The following is a 16,198-nucleotide window of genomic DNA, read 5'->3' as shown; positions in this document are numbered from 1 at the left end:
GCCGCGTGCAGGCTACCGTGCGTGCGGAGGTCACCACTCCAGGGCCCACGGCCTTCCGGTGGCGGCGAAATGCCCGACGTTCACGCATTCCGTGCCGCCGATCCGCATGCGCCGGGCCAGCGGCTGGTGCACGTGCCCGAACAGCGCGTACCGCGGGCGGGTCCGCCGGATCGCCGCGAGCAGGGCCTCGCTGCCGCGTTCGAACCGGCGCGCGACCGTGTCGTAGCAGAGCTCGGGAACCTCCGGCGGGATGTGCGAGCAGAGCACGTCCACCTCGCCGAGCGCCTCGACCTTGGCTGCGTACTCCTCCTCGTCCACCTCGTACGGGGTGCGCATCGGGGAGGGCAGTCCGCCGCCGACGAAGCCGAAGACGCGGCCGCCGATCTCCACCCGCTGCCCGTCGAGGACGGTGGTGCCGGGGGCGGCGTACTCGGACCACAGACCCGGGATGTCGACATTGCCGTAGGTGGCGTACGTGGGGTGCGGGAACGCGGCGAACATCTCGGCGTACTGGCGGCGCACCGCGCCCTCGATCAGCTGTTCCCGGTCGAGCCCGGCCCACAGCCGCCGCCCGAAGTCGCGGGCCTCGTCGAAGCGGCGCGCGGTGCGCAGCTCCACGATCCGGTCGGCGTTCTCGATGCCGAACAGGTCGGGGAAGATGCCGCGCGAGTGGTCGGCGTAGTCGAGGAAGAGCACGAGGTCGCCGAGGCATATCAACGCGTCGGCACCGTCCCCGGCCCGGGCGAGCGCCTCGGCGTTGCCGTGGACGTCGCTGACGACGTGGACGCGCGTACTGCTTTTCCTGCCACCCATGCGCCCCACCCTAGGGGGGCCCGGGTGCCGCGGGTAGAGGAACCTTCACAGCCTCCCTACCTGCGGTTACTTCCGGGTCGCAAACGGGGTCGACTACTGTCGGCATGGCACGGCCGTGACGTGTGACGCACGGAACATCTGGCCGGTTCCCTCTATCCGGAACCCACTACCGGTGGGTAACGTCCGGTCGGTCCACATGGTGGCGATGGCGCCCAGAGGAGCAGCAGTCTTGCGCGAGTTCAGCCTTCCGGCCCTGTACGAGGTCCCGTCGGACGGGAACCTGACGGATCTCATCCGCCGCAACGCCTCGCAGCATCCCGACACCGCCGTCATGGCCCGCAAGGTCGACGGCGCGTGGCAGGACGTGACCGCGACCGAGTTCCTCGCCGAGGTGCGCGCCGCCGCCAAGGGCCTGATCTCGGCCGGCATCCAGCCCGGCGACCGCGTCGCGCTGATCTCCCGCACCCGCTACGAGTGGGTGCTCTTCGACTTCGCGATCTGGAGCGCGGGCGCCGTCACGGTCCCCGTGTACGAGACCAGCTCGCCCGAGCAGATCCAGTGGATCCTCGGCGACTCCGGCGCGGTCGCCGTGGTCACGGAGAGCCCGGGGCACAGCGCGGCCGTGGCCTCGCTGCGCGACCGGCTGCCGGAGCTGCGCGAGGTCTGGGAGATCGAGCAGGGCGCCCTGGCGACGCTGCGGGCCGCCGGCGCGGACGTGACGGACGACGAGGTCGACCGGCGCAGCTCGCTGGCGAACGCCGACGACCCGGCCACCATCGTCTACACCTCGGGCACCACCGGCCGCCCCAAGGGCTGTGTGCTGACCCACCGCAACTTCTTCGCCGAGTGCGGCAACGTGGTGGAGCGCCTGAGCCCGCTGTTCCGCACCGGCGAGTGCTCCGTGCTGCTCTTCCTGCCGGCCGCGCACGTCTTCGGGCGCCTGGTGGAGGTGGCGGCCGTCCTGGCGCCGATCCGCCTGGGCTGCGTACCGGACATCAAGAACCTCACCGACGAGCTGCAGTCCTTCCGGCCCACGCTGATCCTCGGCGTGCCGCGCGTCTTCGAGAAGGTCTACAACTCGGCGCGCGCCAAGGCCCAGGCCGACGGCAAGGGCAAGATCTTCGACGCGGCCGCCGAGACGGCGATCGCGTACAGCCGGGCGCTGGACGCCCCGGGCGGCCCGTCCTTCGGCCTGAAGCTGAAGCACAAGCTGTTCTCGAAGCTGGTCTACAGCAAGCTCCACACGGTCCTCGGCGGGCGCGGCGAGTACGCGATCTCCGGCGGGGCCCCGCTGGGCGAGCGGCTCGGCCACTTCTTCCGCGGCATCGGCTTCACGGTCCTGGAGGGCTACGGCCTGACGGAGTCCTGTGCGGCCACGGCCTTCAACCCGTGGGACCGTACGAAGATCGGTACGGTCGGCCAGCCGCTGCCGGGCTCCGTGGTGCGGATCGCCGACGACGGCGAGGTGCTGCTGCACGGCGAGCACGTGTTCAACGGGTACTGGAAGAACGAGGCGGCGACCGCCGAGGCGCTGACCGACGGGTGGTTCCACACCGGCGACGTCGGCACCCTCGACGAGGACGGCTACCTCGCGATCACCGGGCGCAAGAAGGAGCTCATCGTCACGGCGGGCGGCAAGAACGTCGCGCCCGCGGTGATCGAGGACCGGATCCGGGCGCACGCGCTGGTCGCGGAGTGCATGGTGGTCGGCGACGCGAGGCCGTTCGTGGCCGCGCTGGTCACGATCGACGAGGAGTTCCTCGGCCGCTGGGCCGCGGAGCACGGCAAGCCGGCCGGGGTCACGGCAGCGGAGCTGCGCGAGGACGCGGACCTCATCGCCGCCGTCCAGAAGGCCGTGGACGACGGCAACGCGGCGGTTTCCAAGGCGGAATCGGTGCGGAAATTCCGCATTCTGCCCTCCCAGTTCACGGAGGAGTCGGGCCACATCACGCCTTCGCTGAAGCTGAAGCGGAATGTGGTGGCGAAGGACTTCGCGGACGAGATCGAGGCCCTGTACCGCGGCTGACGGTCAGCGCGGGTCGGTGAGGATCCGTGCCATGTTCCGCTCGGCAAGCGCGGTGATGGTGACGAACGGGTTCACCCCGAGCGAGCCCGGGATCAGGGAGCTGTCGACGACGTACAGCCCCTGGTAGCCCTTGGCGCGGCCGTAGTCGTCGGTCGCGTCGCCGAGGACGCAGCCACCGAGCGGGTGGTACGTGAAGTTGTCGGCGAAGTTCCTGTTGTCACCGAACAGGTCGTACCGGTAGATCGTGAAATTGGCCCGGTTGATGCGGTCGAAGAGGTTCTTGGCGGCCTGGACCGACGGGGTGTTCTGGTCCCGGCGCCAGTTGAGCCGCGCCGAGTCGGTGGCCGCGTCGTACGTGAAGTGGCCCCGCTCGGGGTTCTTGGTGATGGCCAGGTACATCGAGATCCAGTGCTCGAAGCCCATGGGCAGCGGGGCGATCTCCGCGAACACCGGGTTGGCGGCGTTGTCCCAGTCGTCGATCCCCAGGGCGGGCATGGTGGCCTGGTTGCAGCCGACGGTGTCCCACAGGTGGTTGGCACGGGCGGTCATGATGTTGCCGTTGTGGCCCCAGCCGAGCCCCACCTTCTCGCTGAGCGCGGGCAGGGTGCCCCGCTCCCGGGCGCGGAGCAGGATCTCGGTGGTGCCGAGGCTGCCGGCGCCGAGGAAGAGCTGTTTGCAGCCGAGTTCCCTGACCTGGGTGACCCGCCCCGTCAGGTCGCTGGTCTGGACGGTGACCACGTAGCCCCCGGCCGGGTCCTGGCGGACGCCGACGACGCGCTGCATGGTCTCGATGGTGACGTTGCCGGTGCCGATCGCGGCCGCGAGGTAGGTCTTGTCGACGCTCTTCTTGCCGAAGTTGTTGCCGTAGATGACCTCGCCGGCCAGCGCCGAGCGGGTGGCGGTGCCGGCGGCCTCGCGCTGCATGTACCGGAAGTCGTACACGTTGGGCACGAAGGTGGTCCGCAGGCCGGTGTTCTGGGCGTGCTTGCGGGAGATCCGGGCGAACCGGTACCACTCCGTGGACTCGAACCAGCCGGGGTCGATGTCGTTGACGCCGAGCATGGCGCGGGCGCGGGGGTAGTACGTGCCGTACATCTCGTCGGCGTCGACCCGGGGCAGCACCTCGGAGAAGTACGAGCGCCGGGGCGTCGGGGCCATGCCGCCGTTGACGAGGGATCCGCCGCCGACGCCGCGGCCGACGTAGACGGACATGTCGCCGTGGTTCACGCGGTCGAGGACGCCGGGGTACGGGCTGATGTCGCGGTTGACGACGTCGAGCCAGAGGAACTGGGCGAGCGGGGCCTCGGTGCGGGTGCGGAACCACATGGACCGCTGGTCGGGGGCGGAGGTGGAGGGGAAGACCTTGCCGTCCGGGCCGGGGGTGTTCCAGAGCCGGCCCATCTCGAGGACGACGGTCCGTACGCCGGCCTGCCCGAGCCGGAGGGCGGCGACGGCCGAGCCGTAGCCGGAGCCCACGACGATGGCGGGGGCGTACTGCGCGGCGGCGGGCTCGGCGGCCGCGGCCGATTGCAGGCCTATGCGGGTGAAGCCGAGGGCGGCGGCGGTCTGGAGGGCGCCGATACCCAGGAAGTGACGGCGCGTCAACTGAGGTGTCATGGCCGCATCATGGGCGGAATCCGGCCGTCCACCCAGAGGCGGTGTTGACAGACTTCTGAGGAACAGTCAGATGTGGCGGAGGATCACCGCGCCGGTCCGGGGCGGGCCGGAAGCGGCCTCAGACCTGCTCGGTCGGCCGCACGAGCATCTCGGCCACCGCGACCCGCCGCGGGCGCGTGACGATGTACACGATCGCGTCCGCGATGTCCTGCGCTTCCAGCCGTTCGATGCCCCCGAACATCCGCGTCAGCGCTTCCTGCATCTCGGGGGAATTGTGTCCGCGCAACTCGGTGTCCACCGCGCCGGGCTCGACGAGGGAGACCCGTACGTGCTGCCGCGCCAGCTCCTGTCGCAGTGCCTCGCTGAACGCGACCACGCCGAACTTCGTGGCGCAGTACGCGGTGGCCGTGGCCGCGGCCTGGCGACCCGCCACCGAGGACACGTTGACGATGTCGCAGACCTGCCGGGGCCCGTCCGCGGCGGCGTTCACCAGGTGCGGCACGGCCGCGTGGGTGGTGTGCATCAGGCCGGTGAGGTTGATGTCCACCATCCGCTTCCAGTCGGCGGTGGCCGACTTGGCGGCGTACCCGAGGATCATCAGGCCCGCGTTGTTCACGAGCGTGTCCAGCCGCCCGAGCTCCTTGACCGTGCGCTCCACCACGCGCGCGGCCTCGGCCTCGTCGGTGATGTCGGCGGGCAGGACCAGCGCCGCGCCGCCGCCCGCCTCGATCTGGGCCGCCAGTTCCGTGAGCCGCTCCCCGCGCCGCGCGGTGAGCGCGACGGTGGCTCCCCGACCGGCGAGCGCCAGGGCGGCCGCCCGGCCGATCCCGCTCGAAGCGCCGGTCACCAGGGCCACGGTGCCGCGCAGCACGTCGTCCATCGTCCTCACCACTCCTCACCGGCGCGCAACCGTCGTGCACGTCCGCAGACATGCCTTCCGTGTCCGGCGGGACATGCACGGCCGGGGCCCCGACGCGCCCTGGTCGGCGTAATCGCCGAGCGGTACGGGGAGCGGAAGCGCTGCGGGACCGGGCTCAGAGCAGCTCGCGCAGCCGGTCGGCCAGCAGGTCCCAGCGCCACTTCTCCTCGACCCAGGCGCGGCCCCGCTCGCCCATGCGGCGGCGCAGCTCCGGGTCCTGCAGCAGCGCGATCACGCGGTCCGCCGCGTCCTCGGGGACACCGCCCCGGACCACCCAGCCCGTCTCGCCCTCCAGTACGGCGTCCGGCGCCCCGCCCGAGTCGCCCGCGACCACCGGCAGGCCCGTCGCCGAGGCCTCGAGGTAGACGATGCCGAGGCCCTCCACGTCCAGTCCGCCCCGCCGGGTCCGGCACGGCATCGCGAAGACGTCCCCGGCGCCGTAGTGGGCGGGCAGCTCGGCCCACGGGACCGCGCCCGTGAAGACCACCGAGTCCGCGACCCCGGTCGAGACGGCCAGCGCCCGCAGGTCCGCCTCGTACGGGCCCCCGCCGACCACCAGCAGCACGGCGTCCGGCACCGCGGCCAGGATCCGCGGCATCGCCTCGATCAGCGTGTCCTGCCCCTTGCGGGGGACCAGCCGCGAGACGCAGACCACCACGGGCCGGTCCGACAGCCCCAGCCGGGCCCGGATCTCGTCGCCGCCCGACCCGGGGTGGAAGGTCTTCTCGTCCACCCCCGGCGGGAGTTGCACCATCCGGGCCGCCGCCCGGTCCGTCAGCGCCGAGGCGATCCGCGAGCGCGTGTACTCGCCCAGGTACGTCAGCGTGTCCGTGCCCTCGCCGATCCGGCGCAGCAGCTGCCGCGCCGCCGGCAGCTGTGCCCAGCCCGCCTCGTGCCCGTGGGTGGTCGCCACGATCCGCTTCGCCCCGGCGCGGCGCAGCGCCGGGCCCATCAGCCCCAGCGGGGCCGCCGCCCCGAACCACACCGACTCGCAGCCGTGTTCGCGCAGCAGCCCGACCGCCCGCCGGGTCACCCGCGGGGTCGGCAGCAGCATCGTCGTACGGTCGCGCACGACCTGGAACGGCTGCTCGGCGTCGAAGGCCGCAGTGGCCTCGCGGCCCTCCGCGCCGTGCTTCCAGGTGGAGGCGTAGACGACGATCCGGTCGGGATCCAGCCGCAGCGCCATGTTGTGCAGGAAGGCCTGGATGCCGCCGGGCCGCGGCGGGAAGTCATTGGTCACGATCAGCGTCTTGTGCATCGCCTGCCGACAGTACCGGACGGCCCCACAGCCCCTGGGGGGCGTCTTGCCCCTCCCTGATCCGGCCCGACCGACAAGACACCCCCTAGGGCGCGCCCAGCTCCTGGCGGAGGCTCGCCTGCCAGGCCAGGGTCAGGCCGGGCTGATCGCCGCCGATCGTTTCCTCCAGGGCCGTCGCCAGGGGCCCCCGGCCTGCCAGCTCGTAGAGGCGGACCAGCGTGGCGTCGCCCCACTTGGCCGCGATCAGGCGGCAGGCCAGCCATGCGCCCTCGTACGCGCGGGCCAGTGCCTCCGGGTCGCCGCCGAAGGCGAACGCCTCGTCTGCGGGGAGCGCGCCCGGCAGCTCGCCGCGGCGGACCGCCCGGGCCAGTGCCGGCGCGGCCTGCTGCGGGGTGGTGGCGCCGGCGCGGTACGCCGCCCAGTCCGCGAAGCCCTCCGAGAGCCACAGCGGGGTCCGGGCGGAGGTCGCGGCGCGGGTGGCCACGTGGGTGACCTCATGGGTCAGGACGACGCCGCGGCCCGCCGCACTGAGCTCCGCCCAGCCCTCGGGGTTGACGACGACCCGGTCGGCGGGGGCCGCGGCGGCGCCCACCCGGCCCGTCGTGACGGCCCCCATGCCCCGGTACTCGGCGGCCGGCCGCCCCAGCAGCTGCGCCATCCGCTCCAGGGAGCCGGGCACCAGCACGACCGCCCGGCCCGCCCACGGCCCCGGCCAGGCGGCGCTCGCCGCGGGCACCGCCCGGTCGGCCTCCGCCCCGATCGCGGACAGGGTCTGCGGGGACTGGCCGACGCCGAGCACCAGTGCGTGCGTGCCCCGGACCACCTCCACCGGGCCCTGGTCCCACAGCTGCGGCGGGGCGCCCGGCGCGGGACGGTCCCCGGTGACCTGCCACCGTCCGCCGGCCCCGCCGGCCCGGCTCAGCCGCACCTCGCGCGCCGACCCGGCCGGGGCCCTGTCGTAGCCGGTGAGCCGGTAGTGCAGTTCCGCCCGGGCCGTGGCCTCGGCGCCGTCCCGCCGGACCGCGGAGACCTCGTACGCCCATCCCTCCAGCGGGATCCCGGCGAGCTGCGCGGGCGGCGTCCGCGACCAGGCGGCCACGGCCTCCCGGATGTCCCCCTCGGCCGCGTCCCGCGCCGCGGGCGCCCCGCACCCCGCGAGCAGCACGCTCAGCAGGAGCGGCAGTGCGCGTACGAGGAGCCGACGGACCGGGGGCATCCGACGATCGTACGCACGCCCCGCGCCGGGGGCGGCTCAGGGACGGGTCACGGAGGACACCGGCATCATCCCGACCGGGTCGTACCGCACCCGCGCCCCCGGGTACGGCGCGTGCACCACCTGCCCGTTCCCGACGTACATGCCGACGTGGCTGGCGTCCGAGCGGTACGTGACCAGGTCGCCGGGCTGCGCCTGCGAGAGCGGGACCCGGCGGCCCGCGTACCGCTGGGCCTGTGAGGTGCGCGGCAGCGAGACGCCCGCCTGCCGGTACGACCACACCATCAGCCCGGAGCAGTCGAACCCGGAGGGCCCGGTGGAGCCCCAGATGTACGGGCGGCCGACCGCGGCCCGGGCGGCCATCACGGCGGTCGCGGCGCGGCCCGAGGAGGGGCCGAACGAGCTCGGCTCGGGCAGGCCCTCGGGGCGCCCGCCGGAGCGCGAGGCCCGCTCGAAGTCGGCCCGCTCCTGCGGGGGCATGGCGCTCAGGAGCCGGCGGGCCGCGGCGAGCTTGGCGGTGACGGCACGCTTCTGGCGGGCCACGTCGGCGCGTACGGCGTCGAGTTCGGCGAGCTTCTGCGAGGCCTCGTGGCGCTGCTGGCCCAGGCGGCGCTGCTCCTTGCGCAGTTCGTCGAGCCGGCGGGCCTGCCGGTCGGTCAGCCGGTCGAGTTGGGAGGCCTTGTCGAGGTACTCGTCGGGGTCCTCGGAGAGGATCAGCTCGACGGCGGGGTCGATGCCGCCGGAGCGGTACTGGGCTCCGGCGAAGGTGCCGAGGACGCCGCGCATGGTGTTGATGCGGTCCTGGCCGCGGGCCAGCGCGTCCTGGGCCCGGTCGATGTCGGTGCGCAGCCGGTCGGCCCGCTCGCCCGCCTTGTTGTAGCGCTCGGTGGCCTGTTCGGCCTCCTCGAAGAGCCGGTCGACCTGGGCACGGGCGCCGGCCGGGGGCTCCTGCGGGTGGGCCGGGGCCGCGCTCGCCGCCCCGCCCGCCATGGCTGCCGCGGCGGTGGCCGCGGCGGCGGTGAGGACGGTGACCTTGGTGTTCCGTTCGAGACTGCCGAGCCCGGGCCGGCGATGGGACGCCACGAGGAACCGCTCCCTTCCGCTGCGCGGGACCGGGTCCGCCCCCCGTGGACGGCCGTGTGCCGGGGTTCCGCGCTGGCAGACAGTAGCCGCGCGGCCACACACCGGCCAACGACCGCCGAAGGGCACAGACAGCGACGCCCCGCCGGAGACGCAGGTCACCGGCGGGGCGTGTGGTCACAGCGGGGCCGTGGAATTCGCCCGGATGGGCGGTGTACGGCGCGTCCCGCGAGGGCGTCCCCCGGAGGGGACCGGGAGCGTCAGCCGACGCGGACGCCGAACTGGAACGGCATGTTGCCCATGGCCTCGTACTTGACGCCGCCGCGCGGGTTGGAGGCGTGCAGGACCATGCCGTTGCCCGCGTACAGGCCGACGTGGTGCAGGTCGTCGTAGAAGAACACCAGGTCGCCGGGCTGCAGCTGGCTCTGGCCGATGCGCGTGCCGTCGTTGACCTGGGTGAAGGTGACGCGCGAGATGCTGACGCCGGCCTGCTTGTAGGCCCACTGGGTCAGGCCGGAGCAGTCGAAGGCGTTCGGACCGGTGTAGCCGGAGATGTACGCGCTGCCCAGCTTGGTCTTGGCGGCGGCGAGGGCGGCGCCCGCGCGGCCCGAGGCCTTCACGTTGCCGAGGTCGACGCGGTCGCCGGCGCCGCGGCTGGCACGGGAGTCCTCGTCCTTGATGGACGCGCGCTCCTGTGCGGTCAGGGTGTTGAGGAGGGCCTGGGCCTCGGCGAGCTTGTCCGAGGAGGCCTTCTTCTTCTCGGCGAGCTCCTTGCGGGTGGCGTCGAGGTCGGCGAGCTTGCCGGAGGCCTCCTGGCGCTGCTGCGCGAGCGCGCGCTGCTTGGCCTGGATCTTCTGGACCGCTTCGACCTGCTTGCCGCTCAACTGCTCCAGGGTGGAGGCCTTGTCGAGGTAGGTCTCGGGGTCGGCGGAGAGGAAGAGGGCGACGGACTGGTCCATGCCGCCGGTGCGGTACTGGGCGCTGGCCATCGAACCCAGCGTGGTGCGCAGCTGGTTGAGCTCGTCCTGGCCGCGGGCGACCTGGTCCTGGAGCTGGCCGATCTCCTTCTCCAGCGTCTCCTGGCGCTGCTTGGCCCCGTTGAACTTCTCGGTGGCCTGTTCCGCCTCTTCGTAGAGCGCGTCGACCTTGGACTTGACCTCGTCCTTGCTCGGCTGGGCCGGAGCGGCGGAGGCGCCGTGTGCGGAGAGGGCGACGGCCGCGGCGGCCGCGGCGGTGAGCACGGTCACACGAGCGCGGGTCGGCTGCTTGGGTCGACGGTGGGACGCCACGAAGGCGAGCTCCTTCTTCCTAGAGCCGCCGAAGGAACGCAACTCGGCGACACCTTCGCCGCCACCCCGAATGAGTGATCTGCCGCACGAAGGTTTGACCAGACCCTAGTGACCCGGCTGTGATCAGTTCAAATCCTGTCGAGAAAAAAATCGCTTGCCGACCAGGTTCTTTACCTACAGCCCACGCTCTGTGCAGGGCACTTGACGGTACGTTCCCTGTCGGCCATGCCAAATCGGGCATTCCGTCGACGAGTTACGAAACGCGCGAAAGCCGCTTCAGCAACAAAGCGGACGTCACCGGCCGGGCGCCCGCCTTCGCCACGCCGTCGGCCACCTCGCGGTCCGTGGAGACCACGACCACGGGCCGGCCGGGGGGCTCCGCGCGCACCAGCTGGCGGATCAGCTCGTCCGCCGTCACGCCGGCCTTCGAGAACAGCACGCGTACCCCGCGCGGCGGCGCGAGCAGCACCGGCGCCGCCAGTTCCGCGCCGTCGAAGACACAGGTCATCTCCGCCCCGGTCTGCGCGGCCAGCATCGACAGCCCGCCCAGCAGCCGCAGCCGCTGCTTCTCCAGCGGCATCGTCGGATAGCCGGTCTTGGTCACGTTGTAGCCGTCGACCACCAGATGGGCCTGGGGCAGCGCCAACAACTGGTCCAGCAGCGCCGGATCGGTCTCCGACAGGGCCCGCGCCGCGATGTCCTTCGGGGTCATCCGGCCCGGCTCCACCGCGTCCACGGTGTCGGCCGGACGCGTCGACACCGGCGGCAGCGCCAGCTCGCGGCGCAGCCCCTGGGCCGCGTCCAGCACGGTGTCCAGCAGCAGCCGCAGCCGCATGTCCTCGACGCTGCGGCCCTCGCGGGTGGCCCGGCGGGAGGTCTCCAGCGCCGCCTCGACCTCCGCGAGGCGGGACTTGAGCCGCCGGGTCTCGCTCTCGGCGGCGGCCACGTGCGCGGCCGCCTCGCCCCTGATCCCGTCGATCTCGGCGGTGACCTTGCGCAGGGCCGCCTCGCCGCGCTTCACATCGCTCTGGGCGCTGCGCAGCTTGCGCTGAAGCGATTCCGCTTCCCTGCGCGCCGCGTCCAGCTCGGCCCGCACCTGCTCGCCGCCCAGGCGCTGCGCGTCCCGTGCGTGGGCCAGTTCCTCGCGCAGCCGGTCCAGTTCGCGCCGGGTCTCCTCGCCGACCCGCTCGGCGTCGGCGCGCAGCGCCTCCTCGCCGGCGGCGGCCACCAGCTTGACCCAGCCGACCGGCCGCAGCACGTACGCGGCGGCCGCCACGTCCAGCGGGTCCGCGGCGGCGGGCGGCGCACCGGACTCCAGCGCACCGGCCAGCTCGGCCTGCGCCTCGCGCAGCTTCTCGGCGACGCGGCCCCGGAAGACGGCGTCCGTCTCCACGGCCGCGGCCATGGCGTTGCCCGCGAACTTGGCGCGCCGGGTCGGGGTGAACCGGGCGTACTGGCGCAGCTGCGCCGGGAGGTCCGCGACCGTCAGTCCGCCGAAGGCGTCCGAGACGAGCGCGACGACCCGGCGCCGCACGCCTTCCGGCAGCGGGCGGTCGAGCACCTCGGCGGCGTCGCCGGCCGCGTCGGCCGGCTCAGCGCCGCTTGCTGGCTCCACAATCCGTCACCCCTACCGTGATCTACCTGTGGGCCCGGCTCCGTCAGGAGTCCGCGCCCGGCCTGTCCACGAGCTCGATCTGGTCCACCGCGTTGCACCACCGGCAGCGGACCGACTCGATGGTCTCATTGACCACCTCGCGTTCCTCGACCTTGGGCTCCCCGGCAAGATCCAGGTGGACGTACTCCACGACCTTCGACGAACGAGTGACGTCGAAACGCGTGAGGTTGCCGCACAGGGTGCAGCGCCACCGGGTGGTGTCGGTCGGCAGGGGAACCGTCATCAGGCCGCTCTCTCCTTCGTAGCTGTTTCAATTAAAGCCGCCGTCCGCGTCAATCGGCGGACCGCAGCACGTAACCCTACGGCCTGCCGGTGCTCCGGGCAGGTCCTCTTGGGTCATGCTCGATTGCATGATCGTAAAGCGGCAGGCCCTCCGGGAGGCCGCCCGGGGCCCGGTGGTCGTCCACGCACTGATCGCCGGCTGCTGCGTGGTGTTCCTGCTCGGCCCGGCCTCGGGGCTGAACCCCTCGTACGGCACGGGCGAGCGGTTACTGGAGGCGGGGACCTCGTACTTCCGGCGCTGGGGGGTGGTCCCGGACGAGCTGTTCACGGGATCCGCGCGGGCGCTGCTGACCCCGCTCACCGCGTTGTTCGTGCACGGCAGCTGGCTGCACCTGCTCGGCAACATGCTCTTCCTCTACGTCTTCGGCGTGATGACGCAGGAGCGGATGGGCCGACCGGAATTCCTGTCCTTCTACGTCTGTACGGGTTACCTGGCCCTGGCTGCGTACGCGGCGGCCAACGCCTCCTCCGCCCAGACCCTGGTCGGCGCGTCGGGCGCGATCTCGGCGGTGCTCGGGGCCTTCCTGTGCCTGTTCCCCCGGGCGAGGGTCACGAGCCTGTTCCCGTTCCTCCTCTTCCTGCCGCTGCGCTTCCCCGCCTGGATCGTCCTGCTGTTCTGGTTCGGCCTCCAGTGGCTGGCGGCGCACCGCGCGGGCAGCGGCCCGGGGGTGGCGTACCTGGCCCATGTGGTGGGCTTCTCGCTCGGCTTCGTCTACGCGTGGGTGCGGTATCGGCGTACGACTAGAGTGAGGAGATCAGCGACGGCCACCGAGGGAGACAGCCAGCCGTGATCACCGCGATCGTGCTCATCAAGACCAGCGTGGACCGCATCCCCGAGATCGCCGAGTCGATCGCCGCGCTGGAAAACGTCAGCGAGGTCTACTCCGTCACGGGGACGTACGACCTGATCGCGCTGGTCCGCGTGGCCCGCCACGAGAACCTGGCGGACATCATCCCGGGCCGCATCAGCAAGATCCCGGGCGTGGAGGCGACGGACACCCACGTGGCGTTCCGCACCTACTCCCAGCACGACCTGGAAGCGGCCTTCGCGATCGGCCTCGACGCGTAACAAGCCCGCACAGCGTCACACGGCCGGGACACAGCGGCCTTCCTCGGTGCGGTACTGCCACTTGGCGCCGTCGGCGACGAGTTCCTTCACCGCCCGGACGAAGCGGTCGACGTGCTCGTCGGGAGTGCCCGCGCCGAAGCTGACCCGGATCGCGTTCAGCGAGCGCTCCCCCGGCGCCGCCTCGGGGGCTCCGCATTCGCCCTGGGCCTGCGGCTCGCTGCCCAGCAGGGTGCGGACCAGCGGGTGGGCGCAGAACAGGCCGTCGCGGACGCCGATCCCGTACTCCGCCGACAGCGCCGCCGCGAAGTGCGAGCTGTTCCAGCCGTCCACCACGAAGGAGATGACGCCGACCCGCGGGGCGTCGTCCCCGAAGAGGGACAGGATCCGGACCGCCGGGACCTCCGCCAGGCCTTCGCGGACCTTCGCGATGAGGTGCCGCTCGCGGGCGACGAGGTCCTCGAAGCCGGCCTCGGTCAGGGCCTTGCAGGCGGAGGCGATGGAGTACACGCCGATGACGTTCGGGGAGCCGGCCTCGTGTCGGGCGGCCGTGGTGTGCCACTCGACGTCGACGCCGCCGTCCGCGCGGCGGGCGACCTTCCGGGAGGCGCCGCCGCCGGCCAGGTACGGCTCCGCCTGCTGCAGCCAGTCCGCGCGGCCGGCCAGCACGCCCGAGCCGAACGGCGCGTACAGCTTGTGCCCGGAGAAGGCCACCCAGTCCACGTCCAGCTCCTGCACGGAAACGGGGTGGTGCGGGGCCAGCTGGGCGGCGTCCAGGACGATCCGCGCGCCGTGGGCGTGCGCGGCCGCGGCGAGCTCCTTCACCGGCCACAGCTCACCGGTGACGTTGGACGCGCCGGTGACGCAGACGAGGGCCGGGCCGTACGGGTCGCGGTCGGCCAGCGCCCGCTCGAGGGTCTCGACGGCCTGGGCCGGGGTCCTCGGGGCGTTGAGGTACGTGACCTGCGCGTCGACCCACGGCAGCAGCGAGGCGTGGTGCTCGGTCTCGAAGACGAAGACCTGGCAGCCGGCCGGGAGTACGGCGGCGAGCAGGTTCAGGGAGTCGGTGGTGGACCGGGTGAAGACGACCTGGTCGGCGGGGCGGCAGTCGAGGAACTCGGCGACCGTGGCGCGGCTCTGCTCGAAGAGGTCGGTGGAGAGCTGGGAGAGGTAGCCGGCGCCGCGGTGCACGCTGCCGTAGTAGGGGGCGTACGCGGCGACGTCGTCCCAGACCCGCTGCAGGGCCGGGGCGCTGGCCGCGTAGTCGAGGGCCGCGTAGGTGACCTCGCCGCCGGTGACGAGCGGAACGGTGACGTCCCGGCCGAGGACCGCGAGCGGCTCGGCACGGGCGGGGTCGACAGGGGTGGCAACGGGGGCGGTGGCGACGGCGTTCGGGTACGTGGACATGGCGGTATCTCCCGGCAGGACAGGCTGAATGGCTTCGGACGGCCCGTACGCGGGTGCACGGATGCGCGGACGCGCATACGGCGGTGGGGTACGGGAGTTGCCTCGACGCGCGGACGGCTCAGGACCGCACGGAGGGTGAAGAAGGGGCGGAGTCGCCCTATCGCATTCGCTTGCTCACGGAAAAAAGCTCCTCGAGAGACCAGGACCCCTGGTGTCGAGGGATCCGCGCTTGCCGTAGGCCTTTCTGCCTACGACCTGGTCATCACCCGGGGCACCCCGCCACGGAAGGAGGGTTGCCGGACAGCAAGCCGGGGCCTAAACGCTGTCACTCGTGACCTGGTCAGCATCCTGCCACAAGATCCCGCACGCACAAGGCCCCGGTCCACCATGCGGACCGGGGCCTTGGCCGGAAAAGAACGGGCGCTACGCGTTGCTGGCGGCAACCCACCGGTCCAGGGCCGCCCGCGCCGCGCCCGAGTCGACGGACTGCGCCGCGCGGGCGATCGCGGCGCGGATCTGGTCCTCCAGGGAGCCCGTGCCGGGGTCCAGGGCCACCAGGGCAGCCGCCGAGTTCAGCAGCACCGCGTCGCGGACCGGGCCGGTCTCGCCGGCCAGCAGGCGGCGGGCGACGTCCGCGTTGTACGAGGCGTCCGCACCGCGCAGCGCGGAGACGTCGACCAGCGGGAGGCCCACGTCGCGCGGGTCGAAGGACTGCTCGTCCACCCGGCCGTCGCGGACCCACCACACCCGGGAGGTGGCGGTGGTCGTCAGCTCGTCCAGGCCGTCGTCACCGCGGAACACCAGCGCCGAGGAGCCGCGCTCCGCCAGCACGCCCGCCACGATGGGGGCCACCCTGGGGTCCGCGACGCCCGTGGCCTGTGCCCGTACCCGCGCCGGGTTGGTCAGCGGGCCGATGAAGTTGAAGGTGGTCCGGATGCCCAGCTCCCTGCGGGCCGCGGCCACGTGACGCAGCGCCGGGTGGAACTTGACCGCGAAGCAGAAGGTGATGCCGGCCTCTTCCGCGACCTCGACGACCCGCGCCGGGCTGAGGTCCAGGTTGACGCCGAGCTTCTCCAGCACGTCCGAGGAACCGCTGTCGCTCGACGCGGCCCGGTTGCCGTGCTTGACCACCTTGGCGCCCGTACCGGCCACCACGATCGACGACATCGTCGAGATGTTCACGGTCTTGGCCCCGTCGCCGCCCGTGCCGACGATGTCCACCGTCCGGCCCGGCACCTCGATCAGGTTGGCGTGCCCGTACATGGACCGTACGAGGCCGTTGATCTCCGCGACGGTCTCGCCCTTGGCCCGCAGCGCCACCAGGAAGCCGGCGATCTGGGCGTCGGTGGCCTCCCCGCGCATGATCCGGTCCATGGCCCAGGCGGTTTCCTCGGCGCGCAGGTCCTGGCCGGTCAGCAGGGCGTCGAGGACGCCCGGCCAGCCGCGGGCCGCCACGCTGTCGCCGCCTGCCGGGGTCACAACGTTCATGGTCCGCTCCTGCTGTTGGTCGGGATTCCAGGTCGAATGGGCAGGGCTCCAGCCTATCCAGCCCC

At 72.7% G+C, this 16,198-nt stretch carries 14 protein-coding genes and 1 riboswitch; of the genes, 3 read left to right on the top strand and 11 right to left on the bottom strand.

Annotation, left to right across the window (positions count from 1 at the left end):
• Window positions 1–30: 30 nt before the first annotated feature.
• A complete protein-coding gene (locus OG299_RS28065) occupies window positions 31–813 on the bottom strand; it encodes a metallophosphoesterase family protein (RefSeq protein WP_266630001.1) in 783 nt (260 codons plus the stop codon).
• 229 nt (window positions 814–1,042) lie between these two features.
• Between OG299_RS28065 and OG299_RS28060 the strand changes: the two genes are divergently transcribed.
• On the top strand, window positions 1,043–2,839 hold the full coding sequence (locus OG299_RS28060; RefSeq protein ID WP_266629999.1) for an AMP-dependent synthetase/ligase: 1,797 nt from the start codon (window positions 1,043–1,045) through the stop codon (window positions 2,837–2,839).
• A 3-nt stretch (window positions 2,840–2,842) separates the two neighbouring features.
• On the opposite strand, the gene OG299_RS28055 is transcribed toward OG299_RS28060, so the two are convergent.
• The 8 genes from OG299_RS28055 to OG299_RS28020 all read right to left on the bottom strand — a co-directional run bounded on the left by OG299_RS28055 (window position 2,843) and on the right by OG299_RS28020 (window position 12,113).
• On the bottom strand, window positions 2,843–4,456 hold the full coding sequence (locus OG299_RS28055) for a GMC oxidoreductase (protein ID WP_266629997.1): 1,614 nt from the start codon (window positions 4,454–4,456) through the stop codon (window positions 2,843–2,845).
• A gap of 118 nt (window positions 4,457–4,574) precedes the next feature.
• Window positions 4,575–5,336 carry an SDR family NAD(P)-dependent oxidoreductase gene (locus tag OG299_RS28050; protein ID WP_327362983.1) on the bottom strand — a complete coding sequence of 254 codons (762 nt, stop codon included), beginning with the start codon at window positions 5,334–5,336 and terminating at the stop codon, window positions 4,575–4,577.
• A 154-nt stretch (window positions 5,337–5,490) separates the two neighbouring features.
• Window positions 5,491–6,633 (bottom strand): glycosyltransferase family 4 protein, encoded by a 1,143-nt coding sequence (locus tag OG299_RS28045; protein WP_266629995.1) that lies wholly within the window; start codon window positions 6,631–6,633, stop codon window positions 5,491–5,493.
• Window positions 6,634–6,718: 85 nt separating this feature from the next.
• Complete coding sequence (locus tag OG299_RS28040; protein WP_266629993.1) at window positions 6,719–7,849, bottom strand: hypothetical protein; 1,131 nt, start codon at window positions 7,847–7,849, stop codon at window positions 6,719–6,721.
• A 36-nt stretch (window positions 7,850–7,885) separates the two neighbouring features.
• Window positions 7,886–8,929, bottom strand: a complete 1,044-nt coding sequence (locus OG299_RS28035; protein WP_327362982.1) for a C40 family peptidase — start codon at window positions 8,927–8,929, stop codon at window positions 7,886–7,888.
• A gap of 257 nt (window positions 8,930–9,186) precedes the next feature.
• On the bottom strand, window positions 9,187–10,215 hold the full coding sequence (locus OG299_RS28030; RefSeq protein WP_266629989.1) for a C40 family peptidase: 1,029 nt from the start codon (window positions 10,213–10,215) through the stop codon (window positions 9,187–9,189).
• Window positions 10,216–10,468: 253 nt separating this feature from the next.
• Window positions 10,469–11,833, bottom strand: coding sequence for an NYN domain-containing protein (locus OG299_RS28025; protein ID WP_266633596.1), 1,365 nt, complete (start codon window positions 11,831–11,833; stop codon window positions 10,469–10,471).
• A gap of 40 nt (window positions 11,834–11,873) precedes the next feature.
• Window positions 11,874–12,113, bottom strand: a complete 240-nt coding sequence (locus OG299_RS28020; RefSeq protein ID WP_008738811.1) for a hypothetical protein — start codon at window positions 12,111–12,113, stop codon at window positions 11,874–11,876.
• A 115-nt stretch (window positions 12,114–12,228) separates the two neighbouring features.
• Between OG299_RS28020 and OG299_RS28015 the strand changes: the two genes are divergently transcribed.
• Window positions 12,229–12,963, top strand: a complete 735-nt coding sequence (locus tag OG299_RS28015; protein WP_266629987.1) for a rhomboid family intramembrane serine protease — start codon at window positions 12,229–12,231, stop codon at window positions 12,961–12,963.
• Window positions 12,960–13,241: an Lrp/AsnC family transcriptional regulator gene (locus OG299_RS28010; protein WP_030013053.1), complete on the top strand. Its 282-nt coding sequence runs from the start codon at window positions 12,960–12,962 to the stop codon at window positions 13,239–13,241. Before OG299_RS28015 ends, OG299_RS28010 begins: the two co-directional genes overlap by 4 nt.
• Before the next feature lie 15 nt (window positions 13,242–13,256).
• Here the strand turns inward: OG299_RS28010 and OG299_RS28005 are convergent, their stop codons facing one another.
• Both OG299_RS28005 and trpD read right to left on the bottom strand, forming a co-directional pair.
• Window positions 13,257–14,645 carry an aminotransferase class V-fold PLP-dependent enzyme gene (locus tag OG299_RS28005; protein WP_327362981.1) on the bottom strand — a complete coding sequence of 463 codons (1,389 nt, stop codon included), beginning with the start codon at window positions 14,643–14,645 and terminating at the stop codon, window positions 13,257–13,259.
• Between the two features lie 220 nt (window positions 14,646–14,865).
• Window positions 14,866–14,982: riboswitch (SAM riboswitch) on the bottom strand.
• An 86-nt stretch (window positions 14,983–15,068) separates the two neighbouring features.
• Window positions 15,069–16,133, bottom strand: a complete 1,065-nt coding sequence (gene trpD / locus OG299_RS28000; RefSeq protein WP_266629983.1) for an anthranilate phosphoribosyltransferase — start codon at window positions 16,131–16,133, stop codon at window positions 15,069–15,071.
• Window positions 16,134–16,198 lie beyond the last annotated feature (65 nt).

Origin of the sequence: Streptomyces sp. NBC_01296 (genome assembly GCF_035984415.1) — a bacterium.
Classification (GTDB): Bacteria; Actinomycetota; Actinomycetes; order Streptomycetales; family Streptomycetaceae; genus Streptomyces.
The sequence above is the reverse complement of the archived record's forward strand: the minus strand, read 5'-3'. Positions and strand labels throughout refer to the sequence as shown.